The sequence below is a fragment of the Methylobacterium adhaesivum genome (genome assembly GCF_022179065.1).
GTDB classification, from domain to species: domain Bacteria; phylum Pseudomonadota; class Alphaproteobacteria; order Rhizobiales; family Beijerinckiaceae; genus Methylobacterium; species Methylobacterium adhaesivum.
Window position 1 is genome coordinate 274,993 of sequence record NZ_BPQD01000001.1, and the last position, 14,254, is coordinate 289,246.

17 protein-coding genes are annotated in these 14,254 nt (G+C 70.5%); 9 read left to right on the forward strand and 8 right to left on the reverse strand.

Annotated elements, in window-relative coordinates; all coding sequences use genetic code 11:
* Positions 1 to 7: 7 nt before the first annotated feature.
* The gene (locus tag MFF01_RS01285; RefSeq protein ID WP_238221303.1) at positions 8 to 424 is read right to left on the reverse strand and encodes a hypothetical protein; all 417 of its coding nucleotides are present in this window, start codon (positions 422 to 424) and stop codon (positions 8 to 10) included.
* A 75-nt stretch (positions 425 to 499) separates the two neighbouring features.
* Positions 500 to 1,675, reverse strand: a complete 1,176-nt coding sequence (locus MFF01_RS01290; RefSeq protein WP_238221614.1) for a trans-sulfuration enzyme family protein — start codon at positions 1,673 to 1,675, stop codon at positions 500 to 502.
* 179 nt (positions 1,676 to 1,854) lie between these two features.
* On the opposite strand from MFF01_RS01290, the gene MFF01_RS01295 reads away from it, so the two are divergent.
* The gene (locus MFF01_RS01295) at positions 1,855 to 2,373 is read left to right on the forward strand and encodes a TspO/MBR family protein (RefSeq protein ID WP_238221304.1); all 519 of its coding nucleotides are present in this window, start codon (positions 1,855 to 1,857) and stop codon (positions 2,371 to 2,373) included.
* Between the two features lie 28 nt (positions 2,374 to 2,401).
* Here MFF01_RS01295 and hemA read toward each other — a convergent pair whose 3' ends face one another.
* On the reverse strand, positions 2,402 to 3,718 hold the full coding sequence (gene hemA / locus MFF01_RS01300; protein ID WP_238221305.1) for a 5-aminolevulinate synthase: 1,317 nt from the start codon (positions 3,716 to 3,718) through the stop codon (positions 2,402 to 2,404).
* A 325-nt stretch (positions 3,719 to 4,043) separates the two neighbouring features.
* Here hemA and MFF01_RS01305 point away from each other — a divergent pair, with 325 nt between their 5' ends.
* Complete coding sequence (locus MFF01_RS01305; protein ID WP_238221306.1) at positions 4,044 to 4,214, forward strand: hypothetical protein; 171 nt, start codon at positions 4,044 to 4,046, stop codon at positions 4,212 to 4,214.
* Between the two features lie 137 nt (positions 4,215 to 4,351).
* Positions 4,352 to 5,641, forward strand: coding sequence for a UDP-N-acetylglucosamine 1-carboxyvinyltransferase (gene murA / locus MFF01_RS01310; RefSeq protein ID WP_238221307.1), 1,290 nt, complete (start codon positions 4,352 to 4,354; stop codon positions 5,639 to 5,641).
* 44 nt (positions 5,642 to 5,685) lie between these two features.
* On the opposite strand, the gene MFF01_RS01315 is transcribed toward murA, so the two are convergent.
* Complete coding sequence (locus MFF01_RS01315; RefSeq protein ID WP_373319584.1) at positions 5,686 to 6,006, reverse strand: hypothetical protein; 321 nt, start codon at positions 6,004 to 6,006, stop codon at positions 5,686 to 5,688.
* Between the two features lie 276 nt (positions 6,007 to 6,282).
* On the opposite strand from MFF01_RS01315, the gene MFF01_RS01320 reads away from it, so the two are divergent.
* Genes MFF01_RS01320 through MFF01_RS01335 form a run of 4 tightly spaced genes read left to right on the forward strand, consistent with a single transcriptional unit; the run spans position 6,283 to position 9,069 of the window.
* Positions 6,283 to 6,750, forward strand: a complete 468-nt coding sequence (locus MFF01_RS01320) for a DUF2948 family protein (protein ID WP_238221308.1) — start codon at positions 6,283 to 6,285, stop codon at positions 6,748 to 6,750.
* The gene (gene hisD / locus MFF01_RS01325) at positions 6,747 to 8,042 is read left to right on the forward strand and encodes a histidinol dehydrogenase (RefSeq protein ID WP_238221309.1); all 1,296 of its coding nucleotides are present in this window, start codon (positions 6,747 to 6,749) and stop codon (positions 8,040 to 8,042) included. The genes MFF01_RS01320 and hisD overlap by 4 nt, the downstream gene beginning before the upstream one ends.
* A gap of 4 nt (positions 8,043 to 8,046) precedes the next feature.
* Positions 8,047 to 8,547 carry a UPF0262 family protein gene (locus MFF01_RS01330; RefSeq protein WP_238221310.1) on the forward strand — a complete coding sequence of 167 codons (501 nt, stop codon included), beginning with the start codon at positions 8,047 to 8,049 and terminating at the stop codon, positions 8,545 to 8,547.
* 60 nt (positions 8,548 to 8,607) lie between these two features.
* A complete protein-coding gene (locus tag MFF01_RS01335; RefSeq protein ID WP_238221311.1) occupies positions 8,608 to 9,069 on the forward strand; it encodes an arsenate-mycothiol transferase ArsC in 462 nt (153 codons plus the stop codon).
* Here MFF01_RS01335 and MFF01_RS01340 read toward each other — a convergent pair.
* Positions 9,047 to 9,925: a C40 family peptidase gene (locus MFF01_RS01340; RefSeq protein ID WP_238221312.1), complete on the reverse strand. Its 879-nt coding sequence runs from the start codon at positions 9,923 to 9,925 to the stop codon at positions 9,047 to 9,049. The genes MFF01_RS01335 and MFF01_RS01340 overlap by 23 nt on opposite strands.
* Positions 9,926 to 10,153: 228 nt before the next feature.
* Here MFF01_RS01340 and MFF01_RS01345 point away from each other — a divergent pair, with 228 nt between their 5' ends.
* Positions 10,154 to 10,504, forward strand: a complete 351-nt coding sequence (locus MFF01_RS01345; protein ID WP_238221313.1) for a hypothetical protein — start codon at positions 10,154 to 10,156, stop codon at positions 10,502 to 10,504.
* 40 nt (positions 10,505 to 10,544) lie between these two features.
* On the opposite strand, the gene MFF01_RS01350 is transcribed toward MFF01_RS01345, so the two are convergent.
* The 3 genes from MFF01_RS01350 to MFF01_RS01360 form a co-directional block, all read right to left on the reverse strand.
* The gene (locus MFF01_RS01350; protein ID WP_238221314.1) at positions 10,545 to 11,228 is read right to left on the reverse strand and encodes an SDR family oxidoreductase; all 684 of its coding nucleotides are present in this window, start codon (positions 11,226 to 11,228) and stop codon (positions 10,545 to 10,547) included.
* 106 nt (positions 11,229 to 11,334) lie between these two features.
* Positions 11,335 to 12,045: an MgtC/SapB family protein gene (locus MFF01_RS01355; protein WP_238221315.1), complete on the reverse strand. Its 711-nt coding sequence runs from the start codon at positions 12,043 to 12,045 to the stop codon at positions 11,335 to 11,337.
* A gap of 45 nt (positions 12,046 to 12,090) precedes the next feature.
* A complete protein-coding gene (locus tag MFF01_RS01360) occupies positions 12,091 to 12,990 on the reverse strand; it encodes an alpha/beta fold hydrolase (protein WP_238221316.1) in 900 nt (299 codons plus the stop codon).
* Between the two features lie 258 nt (positions 12,991 to 13,248).
* Here MFF01_RS01360 and MFF01_RS01365 point away from each other — a divergent pair, with 258 nt between their 5' ends.
* On the forward strand, positions 13,249 to 14,253 hold the full coding sequence (locus MFF01_RS01365) for an AAA family ATPase (RefSeq protein WP_238221317.1): 1,005 nt from the start codon (positions 13,249 to 13,251) through the stop codon (positions 14,251 to 14,253).
* Position 14,254: the final 1 nt, after the last annotated feature.

A 14,254-nucleotide genomic window follows, 5' to 3' on the forward strand; every position in this document is an offset into this window, starting at 1 on the left:
GCCCGGGTCACTGCGCCGGCTTGTCGAGCACCTTCTGGGGGTCCGTGCGCTGACTCGGATGCGGCTCCTTGGTGACGCTGTCGCCACCCTGCTTGCCGTCGGACTTCAGGCCCGTGCCGCTGGCGAGTTCGAGGCAGGTCACCATCTCGACGTAGGACGGAAATCCGCCGGCGTCGAATTGCTTCTCGCATTGGCGCTTGGCCGCCGGAGTGAACTCGCCCCAGCGTCGCTTCACCTCGTCCTTGGCGGAACGCTCCGAGCGCAGGCATCCGTCCTTGCTGGCATTGTCGTTGACGCCGGCCGAGGCCGCCGACTGGCAGGTTTTTTCGATGTCGAGGGTCGGCGGGCCGTCCGCCGCCCCGGCGGGCGCCACGGTCAGCACGAGGGCCGCGAGTCCGGCCAGGAGGGATTGGGGGTTCGTCATCGCGGGTCTCTCAGGGGGGCGGCTTTGACCGACAACGCGACGCCGCGCCGTTGGCCCCGTCGACGGACCAGAAAATCACGCCGCCCCGGGGGAATCGCCACCGCGAAGGGCCGTGTCGAGGTCGTCGAACAGGTCGTCGATGTCCTCGAGGCCCACGGACAGGCGCAGGAGATCGGGCGGGCAGGGCGAACCCGGTCCCTCGACGGAGGCTCGGTGTTCGATGAGGCTCTCGACGCCGCCAAGCGAGGTCGCCCGCTTCCACAGCCGCACCCGGGCGGCGGTGGCGATGGCCGCCGCTTCCCCGGCCGCCACGCGGATCGACAGCATGAAGCCGAAGCCCCCCTCCATCTGGCGTGCCGCGATCGCATGGCCCGGATCCTCGGGCAGGCCGGGATAGAGCACCGCGCTCACCGCTGGATGGGCCTGGAAGCGCCGGGCGAGTTCGGCCGCCGAGGCCGATTGGGCCGCGGCCCGCAGGGGCAGGGTGCGCAGGGACCGCATGAGCAGGTAGGCCTCGAACGGCCCGAGGATGGCGCCGCCCCCGGCGCGGAGGGTGACGAGGCGGCTCCAGAAATCGTCCGCCTCGGCCCCCGCGAGCACGCCCGCCACCACGTCCGAATGCCCGTTGAGGATCTTCGTCGCCGAATGCATCACGATGTCGGCGCCAAGCGTCAGGGGCCGCGTGTGGATCGGCGAGGCGGCGGTGGAATCGACGGCGAGCCGCGCTCCGGCCGTATGGGCGAGGCGCGCGGCCGCCGCGATGTCGGTGACGGTCCAGAGCGGATTGCCGGGAGTTTCGATCCAGACGAGCTTCGTCGTGCCCGGCCGCAGGGCGGCGCGCAGGGCGTCGAGATCGTCCATCGCGACGAAATCGACCGCAATCTGACGGCGGGGCAATTCCTCGCGCAGCCACCGCTTGAGGGCCCAATACATGACGGTGGGGGCCACCACGTGGTCGCCGGGTTCGAGGGCCGAGAACACCGCGGTTGCCGCCGCCATGCCGGAGCCGAACAGGAGCGCGCCGGCCGGGGCCTCCTCCAGCATGGCGATGACGCTTTCCGCCTCGCGCACGGTGGCGTTGTCGGGGCGCGCATACGAGAAGCCCGACGAATAGCCGTTGTCGGGGTCGCGCAGGAACGTCGTCGAGACGTGGAGGGGCGCCACCACGGCGCGCGTGACGGGCTCGATCCGCCCCATGGCCTGGGCGGCGAGGCTGCGGGCCCGGAAGGGGGGGAGCGGAGTGTCCGACATGGCGTCCGTTTCGCGGGATGCGGCGCTGCCCGAACCGGCCTCGTCGAAGGCGTCCGTCGCGCGGATCCATGAAACCATGGCGGCTCGCGTCGCGTTCCGCAACGGCGCCCGATACGCGATAAGGCCGCGCGAGAAACAGTTCTTCCGGTCGATCGACGGCCGGGAGCCAGGACCCGACCATGACCGCCACCCTGCACGTTCCCGACAAGCCGGCCCTGTCGCGCTATCCCCGTCTGGCGGTGGCGATCGTGCCCGTGCTGCTGACGAGCGTGTTGGGCGGGCTCTCCACGGGTCCGAACATCGAGGGCTGGTACGCGGGCCTGACCAAACCGTCGTTCAACCCGCCGAACTGGGCATTCCCGGTGGCGTGGACGCTTCTCTACACCCTCATTGCCTTCTCGGCGTGGCGGCTCCTCGGGGCCATGCCCCGCACCGGGCCTTCACGGGAGGGCTGGCGACTGGCGGTGATCGCCTTTGCCGTGCAGCTCGCCCTCAACGCCGCGTGGACCCCGACGTTTTTCGCCGCGCATGCCGTCGGCGCGGCCGTGGTGGTCGCCGCCGCGATGTTCGTGATGATCCTGTGGACCATCCGCCTGACCTGGCGCTTCGACCGCCTCGCGGCGGCGGTGCTCGTGCCCTACGCCGCCTGGGTCGGCTTCGCGACGGTTCTCAACGCGGCGATCTGGCGCCTGAACTAGGCGTCGGCCCGAACGAAAACCGGCCTGATTATTCCGCCGCCTCGACGAACACCGTGCCGGCGCGCGGCAGATCGAGGGTGTCCCAGGTCTCCATGAGCGCCGCCGTGAGCTTGGCGATCCGGGCGTCGTCGTGGAACGGCGAGGGCGTGATGCGCAGGCGCTCGGTGCCGCGCGGCACGGTGGGGTAGTTGATGGGCTGGATGTAGATGGCGTGGTGTTCGAGCAGGTGGTCGGCCGCCGCCTTGCACAGCTCGGCATCGCCCACCATCACGGGCACAATGTGGGTCTCTGTGTGCAGGACGGGCAGGCCGGCGGCCTCCAGGGCCGCCTTGGTGCGGTTGGCCTGGCGTTGGTGCGCCTCGCGCTCGGTGTTCGAGCGCTTGAGGTAGCGCACGGAGGCGCGGGCCGCCGCCGCGATGGCCGGGGGCAGGGCGGTGGTGAAGATGAAGCCCGGCGCGTGGCTGCGCACGGCGTCGCACAGGGCGGCGGAGCCGGTGATGTAGCCGCCCACACAGCCGTAGCCCTTGGCGAGCGTCCCTTCGATGACGTCGACCCGGTGCATCACGCCGTCGCGCTCGGAGATGCCACCGCCGCGCGGCCCGTAGAGGCCGACCGCGTGGACCTCATCGAGGTAGGTCATGGCGCCGTAGCGCTCGGCGAGATCGCAGATGGCTCCGATGTCGGAGACGTCCCCGTCCATTGAATAGACGCTCTCGAAGGCGATCAGCTTCGGCCGATTGCCGGCGGCGATCAGCAGTTCCTCGAGATGGGCGAGGTCGTTGTGGCGGAAGATGCGCTTCTCGCAACCGGAGTGGCGTACGCCCTCGATCATCGAGTTGTGGTTGAAGGCATCCGACAGGATGAGGCAGTTCGGGATCAGCTTGGCGATGGTGGAGATGCCGGCCTGGTTCGAGACGTAGCCCGAGGTGAAGACGAGGCCCGCTTCCTTGCCGTGCAGGTCGGCGAGTTCGCGCTCCAGGTCCACCAGGGGCGAATTGTTGCCCGCGATGTTGCGGGTGCCGCCGGCGCCCACGCCGCAGCGTGCCGCCGTTTGGGTCATGGCGCCGACCACGTCGGGGTGCTGACCCATGCCGAGGTAATCGTTCGAACACCAGACGGTGATCTCGGAGGTGCCGCCATCGGGCTTGCGCCAATGCGCCGTGGGGAAGCGGCCGGAGATGCGCTCGATATCGGCGAAGACGCGGTAGCGGCGCTCGTCGTGCAGGCGGTCGAGGGCGGTGCGGAAGTGGGCGTCGTAATCGGCCCGGCCTTTGCTTTGACGGGTCTCGGTAACCGTCAGGGTCTCGATGATCTCGCTCGTCGCGGGCATCCGGTTCACGGGCATCCGTCCTTCACGCTTGGGCTGTCGGCCGGTGGTGGGAGCGCGGCCTCCGGCGGGATCGTTGTTGCGAGGACCCTCCTGCCAGATGGAGGTTTCGCCTTTGGTTTCCTCGAAGGGCCGTGATCCCCGAACCGGAGACGGCGAACCCCGCGTCGCGACTGGCTCCTGCAGTGCGGTCGGCACGATACAGGCGAACTTGGAATTGGTTCAAGTCGACAACCGCAGCCCTGGTCTGAACCTTGGCCTTGTCCGAACCTTGGCCTTGCACGCGGGACGGTCTACCCGTCGCCGGGGCGACGATGCATCGCGTGACGCCGACCGGGAAGCCATGACCGAACAGACGGACAAGCGGGCCGAGCGCCTGAAGGCAGCCCTGCGGGAGAACCTCCGCCGCCGCAAGGCCCAGGTACGCGGCCGCTCCGAGGCGCCGGCCGAACCGCCCCGGCGGGAGGGGGACACGGACGATCCGCCGCAACGGGCCTCGGACGATCCGACGTGAGCGGCCGCACGATCCCTTTTCCGACATAACTCACGTATACGCCCCCTCGCGATACGAAAGGCGGGCCGTGGGCTCTCCACGAGACCGGCCCGGCCTCTGCCTGGGACGCGGGACGCAAAGCGTAAGGTTGAACAGCAATGGACCGCATCACCATCACCGGCGGCAGACCGCTCCACGGCGTGATCCCGATCTCGGGCGCCAAGAACGCGGCCCTGCCCCTGATGATCGCCAGCCTGATGACCGGCGAGACCCTGGAGCTCGGCAACGTGCCGCGGCTGGCCGACATCAACGCCCTGCTGCGCATCCTCGGCAATCACGGCGTCGACCACATGGTGGTGGGCAAGCGTCCGGGCCAGACCACGGAGACCGGCCAGACCATCCGGCTCACGGCCTCCAACGTCATCGACACCACGGCGCCCTACGAACTCGTCTCGACCATGCGCGCGAGCTTCTGGGTGATCGCCCCCCTGCTGGCGCGCTTCGGCGAGGCCCGGGTCTCGATGCCGGGCGGCTGCGCCATCGGTACCCGCCCCGTCGATCTCCTCCTGATGGCGCTGGAGAAGCTCGGAGCCACCGTCGAGGTCGATGGCGGCTACGTCATCGCCCGCGCCAAGAACGGCCTGCGCGGCGGCGAAATCCATTTTCCGAAGGTGACCGTTGGCGGCACCCACGTGGCGCTGATGGCGGCGGCCCTGGCCAACGGCTCGACGCTCATCGAGAACGCGGCCCGCGAGCCCGAAGTCGTCGATCTCGCCGCCTGCCTCACGAAGATGGGCGCGCGGATCGAGGGCGCCGGCACCCCGCGCATCACCGTCGAGGGCGTGTCCCGCCTGCACGGGGCGCGGCACGACGTGCTGCCCGACCGGATCGAGACCGGCACCTACGCCATGGCGGTGGCGATGACCGGGGGCGACGTGACCCTCGAGAACACCCGCGCCGACCTTCTGCACAGCGCCCTCGACATCCTCGCGACCACGGGCGCCGAGATCACGAGCGGCGTCGACACCATCCGCATCCGCCGCAACGGCGGCGGCATCGCGGCGGTCGACGTCACCACCGATCCGTTCCCGGGCTTCCCCACGGACCTGCAGGCGCAGTTCATGGCGCTGATGACCCTGGCCAAGGGCCAGTCGAACATCCGCGAGACGATCTTCGAGAACCGCTTCATGCACGTGCAGGAACTGGCGCGCCTCGGGGCGAAGATCCGCCTGGAGGGCGATCTCGCCATCGTCGAGGGCGTCGAGCGCCTCAGGGGGGCGCCCGTGATGGCCACCGACCTGCGCGCATCCGTCTCCCTCGTCATCGCCGGATTGGCCGCCGAGGGCGAGACCAGCATCAACCGGGTCTACCACCTCGACCGCGGCTTCGAGGCCTTGGAAGCCAAGCTCGCCCGCTGCGGCGCCGAGATCACCCGCGTCCGCTCGTGAACGCGGGGGAACGCCGGTCCCGACGGACCGGCGTTCCTTCAAAATCAGCCGCCGACGGCGCCGCGCTTGTAGCCGAAGCCGGGAATCTCGCAGCCGCAGGGCGCGTTGTAGGGCGCGGGCCGCGTGACGCAGTTGCCGCGTGCGGTGACGCAGAGGCTTCCGCCGCGCCCGCCACGGGGGCGTCCTTCGTAGCGGTCGTCGAAGTAGCGGTCCCGGCGGCGCTCATAGCGATCTTCGTCGTAGCGCCGCTCGTAGCGCCGGGGGCGATCGTCGTCGTAGCCGTAATATTGGGCCTTTGCCTCGAAGGCGCCGAGGCCGCTGCCGAAGGTCGCCGCCGTCGCGATCGCCAGGAGAATGCGCTTCACCGAACTGTCCTTTCCGTCATCCCCGGCCCGATGCCCGACGCCGTCGGATCGAGGTGGGTTCCGGGGCCGTGGTCCTGAGAGCTAGACCGATGCGGATGAACGGAGGCTGAGACCTCCCGTTCCCCGGAGCGAGGCGCGTCGCGCCGGAAAACGCCCATCGGAGCGTGGCGGTGCCCGGGCACATGGTTGCCGTGGGCCGGCGGTCTCGCTACCTACGGGTCCGACGGTTGCCATCTCCCGGTGCCGGCCCAACCCAGAGAGCGCGACACCCCCGCCATGGAGCTTCTCAAGCTCGCCGCCCTCGATGCCGACGACCTTGCCGTGCTCTCGGCCCACCTGCAGGATGCGATCGTGCGGACCGAGGATCTCGCCTACCTCGCCGACACCCACCGCTTCGTGCTCGTGGCGCGGCGGTTCGACTGGGCGGCGGAGGAGGGCGCGCCGCCGCGCCGCCGCCTGACGGGCATGCATTTCGAGCGCGTGCTCGGCGTGCGCAGCCGCGGCATCGTGCCGGGCGCGTCCTCCGAGACGCCCCTGGAACTCCTGGCCGTCACCTTCACGCCGGGCGAGGCGCCGTCCGGCACCGCCACGCTCGTCTTCGCCGGCAGCGCCGCGATCCAGCTCGATCTCGAATGCATCGAGGTGCGCCTGAAGGATCTCGGCCCCGTCTGGGAGGTCGACGGCCGCCCCGATCACGAGGCCGTCGCCGCCGGCCGCGCCGCCGTCGAGGGACGCCCATCATGATCCGCCTCGAATCCGCTGCCGCCGATTTCGCGGAGAGCTTCGCCCGTCTGCTCACGGTCAAGCGCGAGATTTCCGAGGATGTCGACGAGACCGTGCGCGGCATCATCAGTGGCGTCGTCGCGGGCGGCGATATCGCCCTCGTCGATTACACCCGCCGGTTCGACCGTGTCGGCGAGGAGTTCACCGCCGCGTCCCTGCGGGTGACGGAGGCGGAGATCCAGGCGGCCATCGCGGCCTGTCCGCCCGAGGCCCTGGAGGCCCTGCGCTTTGCAGCCCGCCGCATCCAGGCCTTCCACGAGGGGCAGGTCCCGAGCGATCACCGCGCGACGGACGCGCTCGGTGTCAGCAGCGGCTGGCGCTGGACCGGCCTCGAATCCGTCGGTCTCTACGTGCCGGGCGGAACGGCAAGCTATCCTTCGTCCGTGCTGATGAACGCCATTCCGGCCCGCGTCGCCGGGGTGCCGCGCGTCGTCATGGTGGTGCCGATGCCGGAAGGGACGATGAACCCCCTCGTCCTCGCCGCCGCCGATCTCTCGGGCGTGCACGAGGTCTACCGGGTCGGCGGCGCACAGGCCGTGGCGGCCCTGGCCTACGGGACGCAGACCATCGCGCCGGTGGCGAAGATCGTCGGGCCGGGCAACGCCTGGGTGGCGGCGGCAAAGCGCCGGGTGTTCGGGCAGGTGGGGATCGACATGATCGCCGGCCCGTCCGAGGTGCTGATCCTGGCCGACGCGCACGCCAACCCCGACTGGGTCGCGGCCGATCTCCTGGCCCAGGCCGAGCACGATGTCGCGGCGCAATCGATCCTCATCACCGATTCGGCCGACCTCGCCGACGCCGTCGAAGCGGCGGTGGAGCGGGCGCTGACGACCTTGCCCCGGCAGGAAATCGCGCGGGCGAGCTGGCGCGATTACGGTGCCATCGTGGTGGTGCGGACCTTCGACGAGGCCGTGCCCCTCGTCGACCGCCTCGCCCCCGAGCACCTCGAGATCGAGACGCAGGACGCCGAGGCGTTGGCCGCCAAGGTGCGCAACGCCGGGGCGATCTTCCTCGGCTCGCACACGCCGGAGGCCATCGGCGATTACGTCGGCGGACCCAATCACGTCCTGCCGACCGCCCGCTCGGCGCGGTTCTCCTCGGGGCTCGGCGTCCTCGATTTCATGAAGCGTACGACGATCCTGCGTTGTACGCCCGAGAGCCTGCGGGCTCTGGGACCCTCGGCCATCGCCCTCGGACGTTCGGAGGGCCTCGAAGGCCACGCCCGTTCGGTGGCCATCCGCCTGAACCTGTGAGGGGATGATGCCCGGCGCGGCCAGATCCACAGAGCCGAAATCCCCCAACCGTCTCGTGGCGGTGACCCTCGACGAGGAGTCCATCGGCCGGGGCAATCCCGACCAGGAGCACGAGCGCGCCATCGCGATCTTCGATATCCTCGAGGAGAACAGCTTCACGATTCCGGGGCGTGAGGGGCCGTTCGCCCTCATCCTGGGCCTCGTCGAAAGCAAGCTCGCTTTCGCGATCCGGACCGAGTCAGGCGACCCGGTGATGACGCACCTCCTGTCGCTGACCCCGTTCCGCCGGGTGATCCGCGATTACGAGATGATCTGCGAGAGCTATTACAACGCCATCAAGACCGCCTCGCCCACCCAGATCGAGGCCATCGACATGGGCCGGCGCGGCCTGCACAACGAGGCGTCCGACCTGCTGAAGCAACGCCTCGAAGGCAAGGTCGACCTCGACCACCAGACGGCCCGGCGCCTCTTCACCCTGGTCTTCGCCTTGCACTGGAAGGCCTGAGGTCCCCGGCGCGGCGGGGATCGCATCGTGCTGGCGTGAGTGCCCGGAGGCAGTGACCGGATGGCGGACGAGGCCGGCCCGAAGAAGAAGCGCGTCCAATCGGCCCTGTTCATGTGCAACTTCAACGCCGTGCGCTCCCTGGCGGCGGAAGCCATCGCGCGCCATTACTTCGGCAAGTCCATCTACGTTCAATCGGCCGGAGTGCGCTCGGGCGAGCCGGCCGATCCGTTCATGGTGGCGGCGCTGGACGAGATCGGCATCGATGCCGCGCGCCACAAGCCGCGCACCCTCGCCGAGCTCGAGGAGTGGGAGGGCCTGAACTTCGACCTCATCGTGACCCTGGCGCCGGAAGCCCACCACGCGGCCCTGGAACTCACCCGCACCAACGCCGTCGAGGTCGAATACTGGCCGACGCCCGACCCCACCAACTTCCACGACGGCACCCGCGACCAGCGCCTCGACGGCTACCGCGACGTGCGCGACGGGCTGATCTACCGGATCAAGTCGCGCCTGAAGGGCTGAGCCGCCGGATCGACGTCACCGGGCCGTAGCTGTTCTCCAGGATACGGGCGACGGCGACGGTGAGAGGCTCCACCGCCACCGCCATGTGGAAGCCGTTGGCGTGGATGAGGCGAGTGGCGTCGAGCATGAGGCCGACATGGCCGCGCCAGAACACGAGGTCGCCGCGTCGCAGACCGTCGAGGCCGGGCGGCAACGGGTCGCCGAGGCCCCGCTCCTGCTGGTCCGCGTCGCGGGGCGCCGCGATCCCCGCCGCCGCGAGGCAGAGCTGGACGAGGCCCGAGCAATCGAGGCCGAGGCTGGTGCGGCCGCCCCAGAGATAGGGGGTGCCGACGAGCCGCTCGGCGGTCCCGGCGAAATCGGGCTCCGTCGTGGCCAGCGCCGCACAGTGGGTGGCGAACACGTGCTCGCCGGTCGCGAGGCGCAGGTACTGTCCGGCTTGCGCCACCCCCGTGAGGCGGGCGCCGAGGGTGAGGTATCCGGCGGCGGGAAGCTTCAGGTCGGGGCCGGGATACAGGAAGGTGCGCAGGGCCGTGACCCGGTGCGTCGGTGCCGGGTCGGACGGCCCCAGGGCCGCCTCGGGCAGGTAGCCGACGTAGCCGTCCTCGGCGAGGCGCACCCAGGCGAAGCCTTCATCGACGTCGTAGACCGTCACCGCGTCGCCCATCACCGCTTCGGTGTCGAGGCCGGCATCGAACCGGGGCGAACGCCGCAGGGGCGCCGACGGCACCGCGACGCGGCGGGCCTCCCCGGCGACGTAGCGGTCCGCCGTGACCCGCCCCCGCAGGCGGATGTCGGCCAGATCGGCCCGGGCGGGCGTGAGGCGCGAGTCGGTGGTGTGGGGGAGATCGTCGAGCATGGCCCGATTATCCGGTCTGCCCACCGGGACCGCAACGGCGTGGCACTTCGACGCGGGTTTGGGAGGCGTTCGCGCTTGGCTCGCGGCTTGCTGCCGTTTCGGGCGTTCGCGCCGACAGGCTGATCCGGGGGAGCCGGCGCTTCCGTCGTTTCAGCAATGTGCCCGACGCAACGGCCCGAGGCGCTTTTGTGCACTGCACATAACGCGTGGGCGGCGTATGATTGTCAGATGCCGAGCGCGAGTCCCGTCGTGAAGAAGACCCCGAAATCCTTCCAGGATCTACCGCCGATCCGGGTTCGTCGGGAGCCGCCGACGATCCCCGAGGCCGTGGCCGCCGCCCAGGATCTCGCCGACGAACTCGAACATCAGGTCGAGATCGCCGCCGGCCTCATCGGCCTACCCGTCGATGAGATCCGCCCCCATGTCCTCGCCGCCGCGAAGGCGAAGCCGGAACGGGTGCCCGAGCGCATCCTGACGGCCGGAAGCCCGAACCGGGCGCCCCGCACGGTCATCGTCGAGCGGCGCACGCGTCCGCCCGTCATCGTCGAGCGGCGCGGCCGTCCGCCCCTGGGCCGATAGGCCTCGACCGCTCCGGTCACCCGGGCGGCCGGGCGCGGCTCTACCAGTCGAGCGTCTTGCCGGTGTAGTCGACATAGACGCAGCCGGCCTGGCCGAGATGGCTTTCGATCACATGGGTCATGCCCGTGACACTGGTGCCGACATCGATATCGGCGTCGGCTCCGCCCATTTCCGTCCGGACCCAGCCAGGATGCATCAGCATCACACCGAAGCCCGCGTCGCGGTGCCGGATCTCAAAGCTGCGCGCCAGCGTATTCAGGGCCGCCTTGCTCGCCCGGTAGTTTTCCCAGCCGCCCGACTCGTTGAGGCCGACGCTGCCGAGGATCGAGCTCATGAAGGCGACGAGGCCCGTCGGCGCGAGCCGATCAAGAAAGGTCTCGGCGAAGCGGATCGGGCTGATCGCGTTGGTGAGGTAGACCTGGGCGGCGACGTCGCGCGGCACGGCGTGGAGGGGATCGTGCGCCTGCGTCGCGACGCCGGCCACCACGAAGATCAGATCGTAGCGTTCGCCGGATAGTTTTTCGTGAAGGCTCGAGACCGCGCTGTCGTCGTCGATATCGGCGGTCTCGACACGCAGGGCGTCCGACGCCAGGGCGGCGAGGCCCGGCGAAGGCGAACGCTGGGTGGCGGTGACCCGCCAGCCGCGCTGCAGGAAGGTCTCGACGAGGCCGAGACCGAGGCCGCGCGAGGCCCCGACGATGAGCGCGTTCTTCTGGTCTGCCATGGTGTCCGAATCCTTGCAGGGACTGATGCGTGCACGGAGATCGGTCGCCGATCATCCCACGGCAATGCGGCGCGACCCGATGCGGGTGCGTCTCCGCACGCTCCCTTCAATCCGCCGTCTGCACCGACCACGTGGCATGGGTGACGAACGGCATGCGCTCCAGGGCGGCCGTCACCGCATCGAGCTCTCCGGAGGTCACCGCCGTGGCGACGAGGGTCGCCACCACCTCGACGGTGTCCTCGCCGCGCTCCACCACCTCGATGCCGCCGACCGGATACTGTGCCGCCTCCAGGCGCTCGACAAGGAGGTCGCGGGCGGGGCCGGCAGCGTCCGCGTGCACCGTCACCTGCACCTCGTAGGTCGCCTCCGTCTGGCTCTCGTCGATGGGCGCGCGGTTGATGGCGTTGACGAGGGGACGCAGGAGGGTGTTGCCGGCGAGCACCGCCGCCGTGACGAAGGCGGCCTCGAGGGGAAAGTCCGCCCCCGCGAAGGCCCCCACGGCGGCCGAGCACCACAGGGTCGCGGCCGTGTTGAGGCCGCGCACGTTCATGCCCTCCTTCATGATCACGCCGGCCCCGAGGAAGCCGACGCCGGAAATCACGTAGGCCACCGTGCGGGTGCCGCCGGCCGCCCCTTCGAGGCGCATGCCGAGATCGACGAACGCTGCCGCGCCCACTGCCACGAGGACGTTGGTGCGCAGGCCCGCCGTGCGCTGCCGATACTGGCGCTCCGCCCCGATCAGGGTGCCGAGGCCGAAAGCGACGACGAGGCTGATGGCTGAGTTGACGAATTCGGGAAGCGGCGACGACGGGAGCATGCCGCCCTATCGCGGTCCCGCGTGACGGAACCGTGACAGGTCCGGCTAGGCAACAAGAAAGGCGCGCAGGGCGTCGAGGGTGCCGGCGGGATTCTCCTCGGCGAGGAAGTGTCCCGAGGCGAGGTCGACGGCCGTCGCCTTCGGCGCGAAGGTGCGCTGCCAGGCGGTGAGCGGCGTCTCGGCGCTGCGGTCGAGATAGCCGTCACCGGCCAGGATCAGGGTCGGGCAGGTGATCGTGCGCCCGGCCGCGAGGTCGGTCAGATCCGCCTCGCGGTCGCGCGTCGCCCCGGCGCGGTAATCCTCGCACATGGCGTGGATGCGCTCGGGCACGGCCCAGCCCTGCCGGTACAGCGCCAGGGCGGCCGGCGCGAACGCGTCGAGCGACTTGGCGTTGCTCCAGTCGCGCAGGAGGCCCTCGAAATACCCGTCCGGATCCTGCCCGATCTCCCGCTCCGGCACGGGCGCCGGCCGGGCCAGGGACCGCCAATGCGAAGGCTTGTCCGACGCCTCGATGCGCTCCCACTGCACCAGGGTCGGCAGGATATCGAGCAGCGCGAGGCGGGCGACACGGCCGGGCTCGTCCAGGGCCAGGCGGTAGCCGAGCCGCGCCCCGCGATCGTGTCCTAAGAGCGCGAAATGCACGTGGCCGAGATGCTCCATCACGGCCACGATGTCCTGCCCGAGGGTGCGCTTGGCGTAGGTCTCGTGCGCCGCATCGCCCGCGGGCGCCGCCGACCAGCCGTACCCCTTGAGATCGAGGCAGATCACCCGGTGGGTCTCGGCCAGGGCGGGCGCGATCCGGTGCCAGCACGCGTGGGTTTGGGGAAAGCCGTGCAGGAGGAGGACGGGGGCCGCGTCCTCCGGGCCGCCGATGCGGGCGAAGAAGCGCCCGGCCGGGATGTCGATCCAAGAGGCGGAGAAACCGGGGAAGAGATCCGTGGTCATGGGCGGGCTCCATCGACGGAGACCGAAAACTAGGGCGCTCGTCGCGCACCGACCACGCGCAGCCGGGGTTTTTGCCCGAGGGCGGCCGTGCGGCTATCGGGCCGGACGCGCGGGATTGACGGTTGACCCTCGCACCGGCACACCCGCAGCATGTGGATCGCTTAAGAATCCGCACCCAAAAATCGTCGAGGAGACGCGCATGGTACGGATCGCCGTCCTTGCCCCGAAGGCAGTGCCCGCCCGCGTGGGGGCTTGCGCATGAGCGGTGCCGTGCTGGCCGAACGTCCGGCCGCGTCCTCCGTCGATCCCGCCCTGCACGCGCGCATCCTCGCCCTGCGCGACGGTCTGCTGCACGGGCTGATCGGCGCCGACGTGATGGTGGAGCGTCTGCTCATCGGCCTTCTCACGGGTGGCCACCTCCTCATCGAGGGCGCGCCGGGGCTCGCCAAGACCCGGGCCGTCAAGCGCCTGTCGGACGGGCTCGACGGCTCCTTCGCCAGGATCCAGTGCACGCCCGACCTCATGCCCGCCGACCTCACCGGCACCACCGTCTGGCGCCAGGATGCCGGCGATTTCGAGTTCCTGCCCGGGCCCCTGTTCCACTCCCTCGTCCTCGTCGACGAGGTGAACCGTGCCCCGCCCAAGGTCCAGTCGGCCCTGCTGGAGGCCATGGCCGAGGGGCAGATCACCGTTTCGGGCCACACCCACGGCCTGCCCGACCCGTTCATGGTGGTGGCGACCCAGAACCCCATCGAGCATGCCGGTACGTTCCCCCTGCCCGAGGCCCAGCTCGACCGTTTCCTCCTCCACGTGGTCGTGGAGATGCCCGACGAGGCCGCTGAGCGCCGCATCCTCGACCTCGTCGAGGGCGAGCTGAACCACCACGCCGAGGCGATGCCGGTGAAGCTCTCGGTCGCCGAGATCCGCGCCGCGCGGGAGGCGGCCCTCGGTGTCTACGTCGCGCCGGCCCTCAAGGACTACCTCGTTCGCCTCGTGGCCGGCACCCGCACGGATGCCGCCGCCCCGGACCTGCGCGCCGCCATCGAGCATCCGGCCTCGCCGCGCGGGACCTTGGCCCTCATGCTCGCCGGCAAGGCCCGCGCCTATCTGCACGGGCGTGATCACGTCATCCCCGAGGACGTGTCGAGTCTCGCCGCCGACGCGCTGGCCCACCGCATCGGTCTCACCTGGCGGGCCGCCGCCGAAGGCAAGACGGCGCGCGGCATCGTCCGCGACCTCGTCCAGCGGGTGCGGGCGCTCTGAT

Excerpts from the sequence above, each read along its gene's own strand:
- MFF01_RS01285 (WP_238221303.1), bottom strand. The coding sequence starts at position 424 with ATGACGAACCCCCAATCCCTCCTGGCCGGACTCGCGGCCCTCGTGCTG.
- MFF01_RS01290 (WP_238221614.1), bottom strand. The coding sequence starts at position 1,675 with ATGTCGGACACTCCGCTCCCCCCCTTCCGGGCCCGCAGCCTCGCCGCC.
- MFF01_RS01295 (WP_238221304.1), top strand. The coding sequence starts at position 1,855 with ATGACCGCCACCCTGCACGTTCCCGACAAGCCGGCCCTGTCGCGCTAT.
- hemA (WP_238221305.1), bottom strand. The coding sequence starts at position 3,718 with ATGCCCGTGAACCGGATGCCCGCGACGAGCGAGATCATCGAGACCCTG.
- MFF01_RS01305 (WP_238221306.1), top strand. The coding sequence starts at position 4,044 with ATGACCGAACAGACGGACAAGCGGGCCGAGCGCCTGAAGGCAGCCCTG.
- murA (WP_238221307.1), top strand. The coding sequence starts at position 4,352 with ATGGACCGCATCACCATCACCGGCGGCAGACCGCTCCACGGCGTGATC.
- MFF01_RS01320 (WP_238221308.1), top strand. The coding sequence starts at position 6,283 with ATGGAGCTTCTCAAGCTCGCCGCCCTCGATGCCGACGACCTTGCCGTG.
- hisD (WP_238221309.1), top strand. The coding sequence starts at position 6,747 with ATGATCCGCCTCGAATCCGCTGCCGCCGATTTCGCGGAGAGCTTCGCC.
- MFF01_RS01330 (WP_238221310.1), top strand. The coding sequence starts at position 8,047 with ATGATGCCCGGCGCGGCCAGATCCACAGAGCCGAAATCCCCCAACCGT.
- MFF01_RS01335 (WP_238221311.1), top strand. The coding sequence starts at position 8,608 with ATGGCGGACGAGGCCGGCCCGAAGAAGAAGCGCGTCCAATCGGCCCTG.
- MFF01_RS01340 (WP_238221312.1), bottom strand. The coding sequence starts at position 9,925 with ATGCTCGACGATCTCCCCCACACCACCGACTCGCGCCTCACGCCCGCC.
- MFF01_RS01345 (WP_238221313.1), top strand. The coding sequence starts at position 10,154 with ATGCCGAGCGCGAGTCCCGTCGTGAAGAAGACCCCGAAATCCTTCCAG.
- MFF01_RS01350 (WP_238221314.1), bottom strand. The coding sequence starts at position 11,228 with ATGGCAGACCAGAAGAACGCGCTCATCGTCGGGGCCTCGCGCGGCCTC.
- MFF01_RS01355 (WP_238221315.1), bottom strand. The coding sequence starts at position 12,045 with ATGCTCCCGTCGTCGCCGCTTCCCGAATTCGTCAACTCAGCCATCAGC.
- MFF01_RS01360 (WP_238221316.1), bottom strand. The coding sequence starts at position 12,990 with ATGACCACGGATCTCTTCCCCGGTTTCTCCGCCTCTTGGATCGACATC.
- MFF01_RS01365 (WP_238221317.1), top strand. The coding sequence starts at position 13,249 with ATGAGCGGTGCCGTGCTGGCCGAACGTCCGGCCGCGTCCTCCGTCGAT.